The sequence below is a fragment of the Brevibacillus laterosporus DSM 25 genome (assembly GCF_002706795.1).
Lineage (GTDB): Bacteria > Bacillota > Bacilli > Brevibacillales > Brevibacillaceae > Brevibacillus_B > Brevibacillus_B laterosporus.
This window is the reverse complement of record NZ_CP017705.1, coordinates 4,601,480-4,617,048: the sequence shown is the minus strand read 5'-3', so window position 1 is coordinate 4,617,048 and position 15,569 is coordinate 4,601,480. Positions and strand designations below refer to the sequence as shown.

The window sequence follows — 15,569 nt, the reverse complement described above, 5'->3', positions numbered from 1 at the left end:
CACAAATTAAAATACACAGGCATTGCTACCTGTGTTTGAGTAACGGGGAAAGAACACCAAAAAATAAGATGGGTCATTGGAATAGCTCGTAATAAACAATACGTTACGAAGCAACACGTAGATATCAGCTTCAAAGCTCTTTACACTAGCCATAATGGCACTAGTAGCTTGCTTCTTCACCAAAATGATGGTCTTATCGCACACACCATGTTCCTCATCTTACATAAATATAACTATGAAAAAAAGGACAGACGTAGACATGTCCATCCCTTTCTTTTAGCATAACACTACATAGAGTTTTCTCAAAAAAGGCAGACTAATCCCGATTACTCTACACACAGGTAGAGCCTTTGAGCACTATTAAATTAGTGGGCCAAAGTAGTAAATCGGAATCTTATGAATGCCATTAGAAAACCCTCCGTTCGATAAATTTGTTTCAGAATACCATATGTCTTAAAAAAATACAATCTTTTCTAGTTTATTGTACCGTTTCATCAATGCCACTTACATTGCAATTTTATCATCATTTTTAGTAGCAGATTTCGTTATTTCTACAAAATAAAAAGCTACCATATGAGTCAGGTAGCTCCATTAATACGATCGTTCTATTTATTTACGATAAGAGTAACCTTACAATTACTACGACACTTGCTCCATCTGTACATGGACTGGATGAGTCGTTACCACTTCTCCATCATAATATAGCTCTGCTGTATACGTTCCTTCTAAACTAAGTACCATAGACATTTTTAATGATGTTTCCATTTCAGAGGATTGGTCATCCTTACGCTCATGATACATTGTTATGGGACTCGAAATTCCAACGTCTTTTCCATTCCGATCCTTCATCTTCAATTGAAGTTCAAAAGTTGCCCGATCAGGTAACTCTTTTAAAGCGATAAACATGTGAAAAGTACACACAAAAGGCAATGCTGGAACCGTGATATCTTCAAGGATATGGCCTATGATATGTTTTTTATGTTCGCTGCTAAAATTGACTTTATCTACAACTAGTAATTGACTATTCATGTATGAACAACACCTCGCATCTAATCTTAATACGTATGAAAGCGTACGATCGGTATTTTCTTAACAATCTCTTGATAGGTAAGATAAGCAGGAAAAGCTGAAATCCCTAAATCATCAGACATCATCCCCTGTTCATCAACCCGTAGCTTTGCAAGATCGTTTATTTGGCGGGACAATACCCTTGCTTTCCATTCAGGTGCCTTATAGATGATATAAATCTGATACTTAGGGAAGCGACGGCTGATTTCCGCAAGATATTCAGCGTTTCCAGGATCTGTATAAGATAGAAAGAGAAAGACACTCTTATCATGCAATTCCGTTATTTCCTCACTACCAGATACATAGATTTGAAAATACCTTTTATAATAGAAGGCTTTTGTTATCTTCATCCCGATGATCAAAACAAGTATGATGCCCCAAATACTTAGCATGAAGTTCATCATGGTACAATCATCCCTATTTTTTTCTTCATTTTATACAAAATATGTAATTCCTTATAAGCATGGATGAAAAAAGCTACTGCAATAAGATAAGACATGATATTCTCTTGAGCGTATGGTAACCTCTCTAGCTGATTGGCTATACATGCTCCCCATATTGCTCCAAGTAATAACAAACTATTACGTAGGATGGCAAGTTTCATGTTTGTCTTATTTGCACTGACCCCAAAGCAGCTACAGGCAAAACTCTTTTTCTGCTTACTAGCTCGTATAAAAAGGGCAGTAAAAAAAATCATCAACAAGCCAGTCAGGATAAAAGCCACATGTAAAAAAACGAGTTGGGAAAAACAAATTGCTAGAACAAATTCCATAAAAAGAACCAAAAAGGAACTGATCATCACATATTTTCTGGATATAACATCAAAGTGTACAATAGACTGCCTAAATTCAAACATAGAAAAACACTTTGTAACGGCTGAAACAAAAAACATGAACGCAAAACCATATGGGAGTAAGAAGAGATATGACATCATTGTAATGATACACTTTCTAGAATTTTATGGATATCTACTGCATTATAGATATCCCCTTTGCTAACAATCACACCCTTCGAATCCGCGAACAGGAGAAACGGATGGTAGGTAACCTCAAAGATTTCGTTCATCTCATTATGTTTTAGTTGAATAACGGGGAATTCCCATTCAAAATAATCAACCATTTCTGCATGATCCTCGATCTCTCCATCAGAAAAAAGATAAAGCTGCATATTCTGACGCTGACTTATCGATCGAAGGTGAGGCAATAAATCGATACAATACGAGCAAAAGACAGAGACGAAAACCAAAGCTGCTCCCTTAGGCAAAAAATTCAGCTCTAGTTTTGAGGAATCCCAATTTGTGAAGTGAATTTGTGAAATCGTTGTACCTATCTCTAAACCGGTATCACGAACTAGTTTTTTTGACATCGTATTATGACCCCCTATTTTCGTAAACTAATTCTGAATTATACCACTCACTTTGACGTTCCCAGGTTTGATAATATTCACCCTTTGCATCCATTAATTGCTGATGACTTCCTTGCTCGATAATACTTCCTTGCCTCATATAATAGATGCGATCTACCTTTTTACCGATTCCAATTCGATGAGAAATGATGAAGAGTGTTTTATCCTTCGCTAACTCTAGGATATCGTCAAATACTTTCACTTCACTGTTCGGATCTAAGGCAGAAGTAGGTTCATCTAATACCATCAAATCCAGATTTCGATATAATAGTCTAGCTAGTGCGATTCTTTGCCATTGACCTCCGGATAAGTCTACCGAATCCTCATGAATGTCTCCAAGCTTGGTAGACAAACCGTTTTTTAACCGATAGAAATCTTGAATATTCAGATGTTCGAGCAGATGATATAGCTCCTGATCGTCCTTCCTTTCATTTCCCAAGCAGATATTATCCTGAATAGATACCTTGTACTTCATAAAATCCTGAAAGATTGCCCCACAGCTTTTCCATAAGCCAGCAACATCTAGTTGTTTTTGTTCCACACCATCATAAAAAATCGTGTTATCTGGAGCCTGGTATAAGCCTAGCAATAGCTTTATCAACGTAGATTTACCAGCTGCATTATCGCCAATAATAGCAATCTTCTCCCCTTTTTTTACCGATAGATTGATATTATGAAGCGCGGGTTCCAATCTATTCGGATAGGTGAAGGTTAAATCGATTACCTCTATACCTTGCTTTAGCTGAAAATCTGTTATCGCCGTTTGTTTATCCTCCTTGCTCGGAGTAATCAGATCCAATTTCTTATACTCATCTACATAGCGCAGATTTTCTAATAGATTTTTGCATTGGAGAAACAGAGAGAGGATATTTCTTTCAGCCAAAGAGGCAGCCAATGATACCGCAACGAAATCTCCAATGGTCATCCTCTTATCTGCAACAAGAAAGACCATCATCACCATAATAAGCAATCTGCTACATACAGATAACAAACTACTGATCAGTTCTGGTCTTACATTTAATTTCGTGATTTTAATATTCATGTTCATGATGTTTGTTTTCGCATCAAGCCATTTCTCTTTAAAAAAGGAGAAGGCCTGAAATAAGAGAAATTCCTTTTGGGCCTCTTTTCGGACTAATAGATCTCGAAAATACGTAGTTAGGTTATGAGCGCGTGCCATTTGTAAATTCATACTGACAAGTGGATCGATAACCTTAAACACAAATATGCTTTTTATAAGGGAAAACCCAATAATAATAGCACCTATGAGCCAATACCCACTTACCAGCACATAAATGGAAAGTCCCCCTGTCAGTAAAGCTTTTACACATTGTATCCCTGTTTGAAAGGTGGCTTGTATTTTCATAAGTCCAAGCGACCATACCTGTATCTTTCCTAAAAAACTAGGATGCTCACGTTCTAACAATTGCATTCTTGCTAGCTTGTCAAATAGTTGTTGCTCCCTGTAAATCCCAAACTGTTCATCGCATTTCGAATTATAGAATCGCAGGAAAAGATCAAACGCCTCCTGAAGCAATTCGAGGAATAGCATCATTCCAATTCCAAGTAACGCAAGATATATTTGTGAACTGACAAGATTGTCGATTGTATATTTATTCGCAATAATAATTGCATTTGATTGTAGTGCAAGAATAATACTTAAGGAACCTACCAAAAGCATGTAGGTTTTATTAAATCTCCAGACGATTTTACACGCATACAGAAATAAATGTTTCCTGTGTCGCATCCTTTGAAAAAATCCCAAATGCTCTCGGTTACTCGTGCTATGTACAGAATCACTGCCATTCAGGTTCATTTTTAACAACTCTCCAAGGAGTAATAGACATTCAGAAACGGTTCCATTCTCATTTCAAGTGACTCCACTTCATTACGAAAACTACCACAAGTGATAATTTGACCGACACGATTCATTGCAATCATAGTAGGAACCAGCTCTATAAATAATTTTTCTCCTATTTCTTTTAGATCCGTCAACTCGATCGGAATGGAAATCTCATACTCTTCTCTTATCTGTTCCTTAGATTCCTCTGAACCATATAAGAAAATCAAATGATAAAATTTATTGTATTTGTCAGCAAACTGTTTTATGGCATCAAATCTACAAAACCTGCATGAATCACTCATTATGTAGATAACTGTTCCACAAGCCTCCTTACGAACCCATGTAAAATCTAAGGATGGTCCATCTTTCATTAAATTCATTTCTTCCGGAAAAAAACTACCGATCTTTTCCAAAAAACGATCTGGGTTTTTGAGGAACTTTTTGTGATTATCTGCTTCCATTTTTTAACCTCCCACTAAGATAAAGGACTAGGAACACTCTATCTTAGATAGAGTGTTCCCTTCCCTTCTGTATTTCCTATCTATGTGTAAAATCTAGCAGCCTTTGCTCCATTCTGTTTTGCAATACAAATTAGCACCATTCATGCAAACAGCAAAAACATGTCTATAATATTTTCCTTCTACTGGGTGACACTTCCAATCACCGTAAACCCAATCATCAACTGCATCTGGACATTCATTTACGCATGCCATACCTTTCATCCTCCATTCAAATGTTAGAATTTTTAAGAATTAACTTACACATACTCTTTCATCTGTGGTGCACGGGATTACACTCTATTCCATGGAAAAGCGCGCTAGAGATATAAGAACCCTCGAACCACATTGAAAAATCACCATTTTCGACTGCTATGATAAAAATATCATTCATTTTTAAAATGGTAATATTTTCTATTTTTATTATATTATAACCAAATGAATTTGAAATCACCTTCAAGGGGGATTTTATCCGTGGTAGACAAATGTTCTAATTAAGTCTACTCTGTTGTTTACTCCAACCTTATTGTAAATATTTTTTACATGTGTTCTTACAGTCTCTACCGAAATAAAATGATGCTTTGAAATATCTTTGATCGAAATATTTTCAAGAAGACTACTAGCTATCTCGCATTCTTTCTTAGTTAGCTGAAAAACTTTGAATTTCTTCTCCAGTTCCTGCTCTTTGTGGGAAGTATCAACATTGTTTAATTTCCTTTCTACTGTTTTTATGATGTAGCAAAAAATATTGACTATGTAGGAGATATGCTCTTCTGATTGATAATTTAAACTAACATATCCCTTTCTTTTATTATTTATATAAATAGGACTTCCAATACTGATCCATCCTGGTAGTGCATTTGGAAGCATTTCATCTCCGTATCGAATAGCAGGAGTTTTTGTAAAGCTTGCCTCTTGGATCGTCTCCATTGAGAGCGCAATCATGCTCTTCTGAAAAGAATCATCCATTTCTTCATTCTTCAACTTTCCATGTGAGCACATAAAATCAATGCTCTTAGCATCCTTATTGGTTACAATAAAGAAATAAGGGTTATGAAAAAAAGGCTGGACAAAGTGAATTTCTTCTTTAAGATAAGTGAGCAAATGGTTTATTGTCACTACCGGCATCTCTGTGTGCTGTTGCAACGATAACACCTCTCTACTTTCTATATTTTAATAAAACTTAACATATATTGGAAATTAACTCAAAAATTTATTACATATTTTTCTTTAAAAATGCATTTTTTAAAAAAAATGTCACAATTACACTTTCGAATAGAGTACGAAAATGCTGATGCTGGGATGTAATAACCAAAGGATTTTGATTTATTGCTGAAATATTGGGGACTAATGAATAGGGTGAAAAAAACGAAGTGGAGAAAGCATTTTGAACAAGTGAGGAACAGCAATATAAGTAGGTCTTCTTTTAAGGTACGCCCAGTGCACTGTTGGACTAGGAAAGGAATTACTTGAAGGACACAGGTAGATTACCTAAAAAGCAATCCAAATCTGTACAATGCAGACAGATTTGGAAGATAAAAAATGAGTTTAGACTTATTTTAGACACTGTAGAATAAGTGGCAAAAGAAAGAGACGTTCAAGAAGGATATCTGACTCAGATCAGGGCTTCCTAAACGTCTAAACAGTACAATAAGCGAATATGAAAAACTTAGCACAAAAAACAAATACTAGATAAAACAAAGATAGGGACCTCCGTATATATGACAAATATTCCTCCCTTGTAATCACACTCGATTTACAATCTCATGTAAATGAACTTTATATAAGCAATCTCCTTCTCTCAGAATCAAAACATCTCCTCTAAAATCTCGATCATATGACTGAATCGTCTTTCCTTCTTGAGTGATAAACCTTACTTCACATTTTTGTATAAACTTCCCAGAGTTATTATTTTTCAGTAAGATATATTCATCATGTTTACCATATCCTTTATCAAATAAAAAGTAACTGTTATAGGTAATAAAACCTGATGATCCTGAAATTTTAGGATTGAAAAACTCCATTTGATCATTAGCTATTTTTACTAAGTGAAAGTCGGTATAGTAATAGAACCAAATCTCTTGATCACTAGCCACATTTAATGCATAACAATCACATATATCTGCCTTGTGATTTGAGAATACTTGTTTTCCATTTCGATCCCAAGCAATCAGGCCTGAAGCTCCGATTGGTTCGACCCATCCGTAATTCCCGAATACTCCTTCATCAAAAAACCCTGTCCAAATAGTCCCGTTAGCTGATACTTGTACATTTTGAATCCCATCTCCTAGTAACAACTCCTTGATTAGATTCCCATCCAAATCAAAAATTTTGCCGTTAAGCTCGTAATTGTTAGGACCAAAATATCTTGTTCTTGCACCAACTACCAACAGGTTATCGTCATTGATAGGCTGTATAAAATGATAGTTGTATCGCTGCTTAGATAGCGACGTTTCATAGATTTGACCATCTTCAGCAATCGTTAGTACTTTATAGGTAAACAGGCTTGTTGTTTTTGATTGAACAAACATTCCATCCATTCTTTCTGGTGTTTTATTCACTAGTAAGATGTATATCTTTTTGTCATAACCCAATGCTGAAGTTACTACCTCATAATCCTCTGTATATGGGCTAATATCTATAAACCTGCGTAACTCGTATGTAATTTTTTTCTTCATCGGTTTCTCCCTTCATTAAGATAACCATAAAATACTACTATAGAAGCTTACTTTACTAGAATTAATCAATCGTTATCATAATATTATATAAGTTAAAAAATAATGTAAAAAAGGAACCACTCAGGTCCCTATGGGTGTAGGATTACACTTCGTCTTCGTCTTCCTCCTCTTCAAGTAAATCCTCTTCTGTAATAAATACGATTTGCACTGCAATCACTTTACCTTCAGCATTTTTCGCGATAAATGCATCATAACCCCCATCGCCAAATCCCGAGCTAGATACGACCCCTCCATTAATCACTCCTGCTTTTGGCTCACCCAAAGTCTGATCGCAGCAGGAAGAGTACCATCTATCCTCAGGCATGAATTTCGTTTCTCCGATTACAGAATCATCCACTCTATATATTTGATGCTCAAAGATTCCCGCTTGACCGCTGTCTACCCCTACAATAAAGTCACATGCTTCCCAATTCGTCACTTGTTCAATGTCAATTGACTCGTGATAAGCACAAACATAGGCACATCGCTCTCCCCAATCTCCTGTGTCAATTTGATCGATTATACCTATCCATGTACCAATTGCCGCTTCTTCTACAATTCCTGAAATGCCTTGTTGACATTCATAACAAGGATCTGATACCACTAATGTCCCAGATGTAATTTGAAATGTCCCTAGATTTACGATCACTTTTTCATTTCCTCCTCACATGTAATACAGATGCTAGTAAAAAAAGAACGTACACTCATACTGGATTGGAGATAATTGCTAATCTCAGCAAAATAATATTGAATTTCTGATATTAATTATACATGTTCTTTTTTCTTACAACATGAATCCTTCGTTATATTTCAGCCTTTCTTAACATAGTGACAAGATACTTGTAACAGCCTCCAACTACCGAAAGCTACTAGTAATAAAATCCCACCAAACATCACAGAGATAAAAAAATTAGACAGCTGTGATACTTGACCAAACTTCCAAATGCTCAAATGAATGTCAAACCCCACTATATATAGCACCCCGCCAATCACAGAGACAAAGGAGCAAATACACATTCCTATAGAAAAGACGCTGAGTACAGGAACCGCAAACAGACCTACTACTCCTCTACATAAATATTGAATATACCTATTTTCCATCATGTATTTCTCCCTTTCATCTACATAGAACTATTTCAGAAATAAATAAGGTAGGTTTTATTCATCTAAGCCCCACCATCCTCGTTCTCACATAATTTAATATGTATATATTTTAATAACTAAAATATATTTCATTTATAACTTAATATACATATATTTTTCTGTCAACAAAATAAAATAAAAAATAAGCTACCCCATGATTGGAGTAGCCCACTTTTGTCTTACATTTTACTCATTCTTCCATATTAATCAATAATTGTTGACAATAATTCATTTACCTGCTTAAATACATTAGCAAATTCATGTAGCTTTTCCTTAGAAAAGCCTTTAAATACTTGGTTTATTTTTTCTTCTCCTTTTTCTGTAAGAGCAACCAAAACCACTCTACGATCCTCTTTCGTACGAATTCTACACACTAGACCAAGCTCTTCTAATTTGTCACACATAGCAGTTGCAGCACCTGCTGTAATGAGGAATCTTTCGGAGATTTCAGTGATTCTCATACTATTTGCTAGTTTTAAGTCGATTAGTAACATAACATGATTTTGTGATAAAACCACATCTTTTGTAAAAATATCCATAAAAGCCTTTGATTTTTGTTGCACACGGCTCATTTCGATCATTACTGTTTGGATATCATGATCAACGGAATGATTATCTTCCAAAATGCTTACCACCTTATTTTGCTTACTAAAAATTTAATTGACTAAAATATATTAAAGAGCACTGATATTGTCAAGAATAAGTGATATTTCCTAGAAAATCTCATTACCTAATAAACTTACATATAAATAAACCAGGCGCCTTTTATTCGTTTGACGCCTGGTTGTTAGTTATTTCTTTTCTGTTATATGTTCTATACTACACACACTTTGCTACACGTAGGACAAACTCTTTCAAATACTTCTCATCTATTTCGTCAAAACGATCTGTAATCGGGCTATCTATATCTAGCACCCCATAGATTTCTTCCTCTTTGAAGATCGGAATAACAATTTCGGAGCGAGATGCCGCATCGCAAGCAATATGTCCAGGGAATGCATGTACATCTGCTACTCTCATCGTGCGTCGCTTTGAAACTGCTGTTCCGCACACACCCCTACCTGCTGGAATACGTGTGCATGCCGGCAGACCTTGGAATGGACCAAGAGTTAATACGGCTTGTTCCTTGTCATATAAATAGAACCCTACCCAGTTAACTTCTGTCAGAAATTGATTTAATAGAGCAGCTGCATTACTTAGATTAGCCAGCACATTAGTTTCTCCATCTACTAATGCATCTAGTTGTTTTACAAGAAGCTCATAATTCTCTTGTTTATTACCTGTATATCCCTCTGCTTGAAACATGGATGCCGTCACCTCACGATTTAATAGCGAAATGAGATCGTCAGTTTAATAATACTCTCTCTTTTTCCTATTATAACGCTTTGTAATGCAATAGAGGATTCAATTTACATATCTTCTTACACTTTTGTCTATTGATACACGATCTCTTCAGTACCATCTATTATGAGCAGAGAACTAGCTTTTATAACTTTCCCTTCATAGGTGAAATCATCATACAAGTAGTTTCATTGGGATCGGAATCATTCACCAAATATCTGTGCAGCAATCCCGAATAATGTTTTGTTTCGGGGAGGTAATTCAATTGTATTTGTAATCATGATAGGAGGCTGACTTACCTTTTCAAACCCGCACGTTTCTACATAAGACATAAAAATTTCATTCCCTGAGGGGACATCAATTCTTAAATTCCCTTGATGCTGCTTGGCTAATTGATCAAATATTGCATATGCTAGATCTGCATTCGGAGCGACGATAGGACCTAGTATGAGATTAACAGGACCCAATATGGAAAAACCATAGCCTACTACCTGACCGTCTGGATTTTTCACAACCACTGCCTGTTTTGCCTGATTATATCTATGGAGAAGAAAAACTTCTCTCTTTGCACCAAAGGCATCTTTATCTATCTCTATCACGTGTGATAGATCTTCCTTGTACATTGGCATGATAGTAACATCTATATTCTTACTAAAATCGATGGATTGATAGTTTGAACAAAGATATTTGTGAACATAATCTGTACAATGAAAGCCCATTTTTTCATACATTGGTTTTCCCTCCTCTGTAGCAATAAGCATAGCTGGTATCTAATCAGGAATCGATTCTAAGCATTTTTGGGTTGCTTTTCTTCCTAATCCCAGTCCTCTATATTCTTGGTTAACAATCACCATGCCAATAGAAGCTAGATGTAAACCATATGGGATAATGGCTGCACTTGAGATGATTCTTCCTTCTTGATTTCTATGTCCATATACGTTGCCAGAGGACATAATTGTGTTGATCTCATTTTGATCATAGTCCCAGCCTACAGAAGACGAGAGTTCAATTAATTCAGGAATATCAGACTCATCGAATTTGGTTATCGGGGATAGTAAATTCGCTAGCTCATTCATATCGTCAGTCTCCTACTTTGATTTATGATCAGTCAAAAATATGTTTAACTTCGAACAAATACGGGTAAAAGCTTCGATTTCATCCTTTGAAAGTGCTTTTCCAATTAATTGAATAATCTCCTTGCGTGATTTTTCAGCTTTCATCAGGAATTTCTCTCCTGATTCTGTTAAGACAATATGATAATAACGCCTATCTGCCTCACTCCGCTGTTGTTCAATAAGTTCTTTATGTAAAAGTTTTTTGGTTAATTTTGAGATAGCTGATACTGTTATGCCAAGTGCGCTAGCCAGTTCATTTGTTGTCTTTGGACCTTTTTGAATAAGCTCAAGAACATTGTACTGAGCCGACGTGATTCCTTCGATATTAAATTTATTATGACGGCTCACAATTTCACATTGAAACGGAATAAAGCTATCTTCCAATAATTTTGTCAAAAAAACACCTTCTTTCAGAACCCTATAAAAATTGTTTTATAATAGAATTTGCATTAGCTTTGATCTGTTGAGGAGTCCCTTCGGCAATTACGCTTCCCCCGTCTTCTCACCCCCTGGTCCCATTTCAATAATCCAATCAGCCTGACGGATCAGGCCTACATGATGCTCGATGACGACAACACTATTTCCTTTATCAACAAGCTCATGTAGGACCTCAATGAGTTTATCAGTATCGCTTTCATATAATCCCACTGAAGGTTCATCTAAAATATAGAACGTATTTTGTCCAGTAGCAGTAGCTAGCTCCGAGGCCAATTTAATTCTTTGCGCCTCTCCTCCAGACAAGGTATTTGCTGGTTGACCTAATTTTATATATCCTAAGCCAATTTTATCTAAGTAGACAAGCTTTTGTTTGATTTTATCCATATCCGAAAACAGAGCTAACGATTCCCCTTTGCTGCGTAAAGTCAAAACCCCCTACAGTAATACATTGGATATCTTTAAGGGGGCGATATCAATGTTTACTGTAAGGGGTGCCTAGTAATGAATATGATTGCTGCTTACTACTTTATCATTCTACTCTTTTACGAATAGCGTATATGGAATAACCTCATCTTTGTATTTATAGACATACAAATAGTAGAGACCCGGTTCGGCTGTATAAGTAGCACTCATCTGATCCTTATCGATCGATACTGGATAGGAAACTGGGTTCTTCAAATCATCCTCATGGTAAAGCATCCAGTTAATTCCCGCTTTTTTCGTATGCTTCAGAATAATTTCTAAATCACTCTCTTTTTTCAGTTCAAAACGGTAGACATCTGCATTATCGTCCTCATCTAGTATCCCTTTAACAGGTTCACCTAGTGGTAACGGGCCATTTGCATCCTCAAATTTATCGTTTGGCTCACTCTCAGTAAAATCCTGTGATCCGCCAGCCAGATCTACTTGATACTTGTAGGAAACAGGCTCTTCTGTTGTTGGATACACATAAAGATAATATCGACCTGCTTTTGCCTCGTGAGTCGCCATCAACCGATCGTCTTCGCCCTGATTTGGATAGGCAATGTAATTTTTCAAATCATCCTCGTGGAATAATAGCCATGCAACTCCTTTTCTATCCTTCACTTCTACTGATACATCTAATTTCCCTGGGTTTTTTACATCAAAATAGAATACATCAGCTTGATCCTTCGGGCTTATCTCATCCTTTAATTGCTTACCAAATGCTTCTAGCTTGCTGGCATTTTCAAAGGAATCATTAGAGTTATCGGACGGCTTGCTATCCTTCTCACTAATGGTTACGGTGGTCTTTTTCGTCACTTTTTGTCCAAAATCATCAGTTACCTGCAAGCTCACCTCGTAGGTTCCAGCTTCAGCATATACATATGTCGGATTCTCTTCTTGGCTTGTCTGTCCATCGCCAAAATCCCATTGGTAAGACATAATCTTCCCGTCTTTATCGTGAGTTCCTTTGCTGCTAAACGAAACTGCCTCACGCGCGATTCCCGTATACGGACCATTCATTTCTACGACAGGCGCTAGGTTCCCACTATGGCTACCTTCTGGTAATTTGCCGTGGAACACTACATCATAGGAGAATCTTCCATCCTTCGTTACCTTATAATTTACAAAGTAGGCGGTTACAGTCCGATATCCATTCCAAGATTTTTTACCTAATTCCTTCAAGAAGTCATCTGTTACCTGATTCATTTTTTTCCAATCTTGCTCTTCCCCTGCTGACCTGTCACCGACATAGGTCCCGTGTAAGGTAAAGGTAGTAAAAAATTCAGATTCATGCTCTACAGTCTCTACGTCACGCAAACCTGTAGCTTCAGAGATTTCTGCATAAATATCTGCTTTCTGCTTCGGTTCCAATACCTTTAGGTAATCATCTGACACAAGTGGTACATCCCAATTTTCATAATTCTGTACCAGTTCATCAATGGTTTGTTGATAGTCGTCATTTACCCGCTTGTCTCTACTCAACTGTTCGATATATTGATCAAATTGAGCTACATCATTTTTCATAATAGCGTTATGAATGCTATCCAACATCGGAAAATCATTTTGGAATAAATGATACTGCATAGCAAATCCATAGTTGTAAAAATTCCACGAGCCATACTGAGCGTGTAGGGTATCAGACACAGACATACGACTAGATGGATCATCATATCTCATATTCCCAACGACAGATTTACGTGGATGAATGCCATCTGTTCTAGTAGCGCCGGCAAAAAACTCTGCCCCACCTTCTTCAAACCAAGGCAAGCGTCCATTTTGATACATCTCTCCTCGACCGAACATACCTGGAACCACGTATCGAGCTTGTAGATAATGGGTGAACTCATGACGGAACAATTCTTCTAGTGAATAAATGCTTTGCTCAGGGGTTCTGTCATAGGTAAAGAACGTTCCATCTCCCTCAATGTAAATCCCACCATTTTCCGTTTCGTAACCATATAAAGATTTATTCATTCGGTATTCGTCAGGATTATTGTAGATAACGACAGTTAGCACATCATCAGGGTTACCCTTTTCTAGCTCTTGGTCATTCCCTACAACACGGTGAAACTGAGCTTTTACCTCTTTAGCTGCCCAATAAAGTCGCTGTAGCTGTTCCTCAGTCAATTGATCCCCTGTGCGGAAGATAAAGCTTCCTCCATCGAACTCATATCGATTGGGTAGATATTGCTCTTTCCCTTCTTCTTTCAGTTGTTTCATATCAATTTTCTCGCCATAATAGTTCTTTTCATCATATCGATAAGAAATTTGCTCTGCTGCCACAAAATATAATTCGCTAAGCTTTGGATATAAATTCATTGCCTCAGTAAGAATTTTATTACCTTTCTCAGGGGTACTGTGGTAGTGCCCTAAAGAACCGGTGTAATACAAGCCGTTGCTTACTAGCCACGAAAGATCACTGGATGCTTGATCCTTATGAGCGACACGGAACATTTGTTCCAAATATTCATCAATTCTACCCATGAACACTTTTTGTTCCTCTGGCTCACGCACTTGCCACATGAGTACATACCCAATCCCTTGAATTACAGAGTGAAACGAGGTGCTCATTTCTCGATCTTTTCCATATTCATCAAAATGATCAATAAAGTCTGAAACTAATCCAGTCATACGAGTTATCGTCTCAACATCAACCGTTGTGTTTGAGATAAGTTTCCCCGTAGCACCGATTACTTCCTGTTGTGTATTGCTTCCCCATGCAAAATACTTGTTTGCCATAATGGTCTTTACAGCTGGCAGTACCTTTTCTTTATACTCAGAGCGGTCGAGGTATTTTAATTCATCATGGTAGTATCCAAGATAATAACCTGAACGTAAAACTTCAACGAGTGTCGAAATTCCACGAGCATCACGATCGGTAAAGGAGCTTCCACTTTCCTCAAGGGCATTAATAATGGCCTGAACCCGATCGTGATCTGAGTAGAATTCAACCGAATCTGAATTAAACTTGAACAGATCAGGTATATCCTTCCATTCTATCTTGCGTAGAACCTCTACTAGCTCTTCATAGCTAAGACTATTCAAGTGTGACATACTGTACGTCTGCTGTTCAGTTTGAGATTCTTGAAGTGCTTGGCGTTTGACTCGCTTGCTCTTTTTCTCTAGCTGGGAAAAGGTTTCAGTACGAAGCTCCTCTTCTCCCAGTGGAGTTACCTCTGCTCCTAGGACACCAGCACTTGTTTTGAATTGAGGTAAAGGCGGTTGCTTACTTAGTGAGAATACTGATTTGTTTACTTTGTTTGTTGCTGCATTGGCAGGTGTAGGTAGCCATACTGCACCATTGGAGAGTAAAACTGCACTTGCCGTCATCATACTTAGCCACTTATAATTCATCGCTTCTAATCGACTCCTTTTTTAGTTGGAATTTTATTTCCATACCATAGTATCGGTTTAAAATCCAAAACTGGAAATATTACCTAACACCTATTTTTGACTAAATTATGTCGAAATATAGAATATTGTTAACTAATTAAGTATTTTATACAAAATGTTTATTGAAAATTCAAAAAATAAACTA

Annotated in this window: 19 protein-coding genes and 1 pseudogene; all 20 read right to left on the bottom strand. The window is 36.8% G+C overall.

The window, feature by feature from the left end; all coding sequences use genetic code 11:
* Window positions 1-6: 6 nt before the first annotated feature.
* On the bottom strand, window positions 7-204 hold the full coding sequence (locus BrL25_RS21950) for a hypothetical protein (protein WP_018670953.1): 198 nt from the start codon (window positions 202-204) through the stop codon (window positions 7-9).
* Between the two features lie 435 nt (window positions 205-639).
* Window positions 640-1,029 carry a DUF6941 family protein gene (locus BrL25_RS21945; protein ID WP_018670954.1) on the bottom strand — a complete coding sequence of 130 codons (390 nt, stop codon included), beginning with the start codon at window positions 1,027-1,029 and terminating at the stop codon, window positions 640-642.
* Between the two features lie 26 nt (window positions 1,030-1,055).
* Window positions 1,056-1,472 (bottom strand): hypothetical protein, encoded by a 417-nt coding sequence (locus BrL25_RS21940; protein ID WP_018670955.1) that lies wholly within the window; start codon window positions 1,470-1,472, stop codon window positions 1,056-1,058.
* The gene (locus BrL25_RS25925; protein WP_236847752.1) at window positions 1,469-1,672 is read right to left on the bottom strand and encodes a hypothetical protein; all 204 of its coding nucleotides are present in this window, start codon (window positions 1,670-1,672) and stop codon (window positions 1,469-1,471) included. The genes BrL25_RS21940 and BrL25_RS25925 overlap by 4 nt, the downstream gene beginning before the upstream one ends.
* A 3-nt stretch (window positions 1,673-1,675) precedes the next feature.
* A pseudogene (locus BrL25_RS26410) lies at window positions 1,676-1,960 on the bottom strand (MauE/DoxX family redox-associated membrane protein); the annotation flags it as partial.
* A 38-nt stretch (window positions 1,961-1,998) separates the two neighbouring features.
* A complete protein-coding gene (locus BrL25_RS21930) occupies window positions 1,999-2,433 on the bottom strand; it encodes a peroxiredoxin family protein (RefSeq protein ID WP_018670957.1) in 435 nt (144 codons plus the stop codon).
* A gap of 4 nt (window positions 2,434-2,437) precedes the next feature.
* Window positions 2,438-4,219: an ABC transporter ATP-binding protein gene (locus BrL25_RS21925; protein ID WP_035311989.1), complete on the bottom strand. Its 1,782-nt coding sequence runs from the start codon at window positions 4,217-4,219 to the stop codon at window positions 2,438-2,440.
* A 71-nt stretch (window positions 4,220-4,290) separates the two neighbouring features.
* Entirely contained in the window at window positions 4,291-4,776 is a 486-nt protein-coding gene (locus tag BrL25_RS21920) for a hypothetical protein (protein ID WP_018670959.1), read from the bottom strand.
* 93 nt (window positions 4,777-4,869) lie between these two features.
* Window positions 4,870-5,028 (bottom strand): laterosporulin family class IId bacteriocin, encoded by a 159-nt coding sequence (locus BrL25_RS24975; RefSeq protein WP_018670960.1) that lies wholly within the window; start codon window positions 5,026-5,028, stop codon window positions 4,870-4,872.
* Between the two features lie 252 nt (window positions 5,029-5,280).
* Window positions 5,281-5,967: a helix-turn-helix transcriptional regulator gene (locus BrL25_RS21915; RefSeq protein WP_236847751.1), complete on the bottom strand. Its 687-nt coding sequence runs from the start codon at window positions 5,965-5,967 to the stop codon at window positions 5,281-5,283.
* A 590-nt stretch (window positions 5,968-6,557) separates the two neighbouring features.
* Entirely contained in the window at window positions 6,558-7,490 is a 933-nt protein-coding gene (locus BrL25_RS21910) for a hypothetical protein (protein ID WP_018670962.1), read from the bottom strand.
* Window positions 7,491-7,632: 142 nt separating this feature from the next.
* On the bottom strand, window positions 7,633-8,178 hold the full coding sequence (locus BrL25_RS21905; protein ID WP_018670963.1) for a DUF4241 domain-containing protein: 546 nt from the start codon (window positions 8,176-8,178) through the stop codon (window positions 7,633-7,635).
* A gap of 161 nt (window positions 8,179-8,339) precedes the next feature.
* Window positions 8,340-8,633: a hypothetical protein gene (locus BrL25_RS21900; protein ID WP_236847750.1), complete on the bottom strand. Its 294-nt coding sequence runs from the start codon at window positions 8,631-8,633 to the stop codon at window positions 8,340-8,342.
* A 242-nt stretch (window positions 8,634-8,875) separates the two neighbouring features.
* Window positions 8,876-9,295 carry a MarR family winged helix-turn-helix transcriptional regulator gene (locus BrL25_RS21895; RefSeq protein WP_018670965.1) on the bottom strand — a complete coding sequence of 140 codons (420 nt, stop codon included), beginning with the start codon at window positions 9,293-9,295 and terminating at the stop codon, window positions 8,876-8,878.
* A 196-nt stretch (window positions 9,296-9,491) separates the two neighbouring features.
* Window positions 9,492-9,977 carry a GAF domain-containing protein gene (locus tag BrL25_RS21890; RefSeq protein WP_018670966.1) on the bottom strand — a complete coding sequence of 162 codons (486 nt, stop codon included), beginning with the start codon at window positions 9,975-9,977 and terminating at the stop codon, window positions 9,492-9,494.
* A 239-nt stretch (window positions 9,978-10,216) separates the two neighbouring features.
* Entirely contained in the window at window positions 10,217-10,744 is a 528-nt protein-coding gene (locus BrL25_RS25920; protein ID WP_018670967.1) for a GNAT family N-acetyltransferase, read from the bottom strand.
* 39 nt (window positions 10,745-10,783) lie between these two features.
* Window positions 10,784-11,089 (bottom strand): GNAT family N-acetyltransferase, encoded by a 306-nt coding sequence (locus BrL25_RS25915; protein ID WP_018670968.1) that lies wholly within the window; start codon window positions 11,087-11,089, stop codon window positions 10,784-10,786.
* A 12-nt stretch (window positions 11,090-11,101) separates the two neighbouring features.
* The gene (locus BrL25_RS21880; RefSeq protein WP_018670969.1) at window positions 11,102-11,524 is read right to left on the bottom strand and encodes a MarR family winged helix-turn-helix transcriptional regulator; all 423 of its coding nucleotides are present in this window, start codon (window positions 11,522-11,524) and stop codon (window positions 11,102-11,104) included.
* 87 nt (window positions 11,525-11,611) lie between these two features.
* Window positions 11,612-11,995 (bottom strand): hypothetical protein, encoded by a 384-nt coding sequence (locus BrL25_RS21875; protein WP_018670970.1) that lies wholly within the window; start codon window positions 11,993-11,995, stop codon window positions 11,612-11,614.
* Between the two features lie 105 nt (window positions 11,996-12,100).
* Window positions 12,101-15,385, bottom strand: coding sequence for a collagenase (locus BrL25_RS21870; protein WP_018670971.1), 3,285 nt, complete (start codon window positions 15,383-15,385; stop codon window positions 12,101-12,103).
* Between the last annotated feature and the right edge of the window lie 184 nt (window positions 15,386-15,569).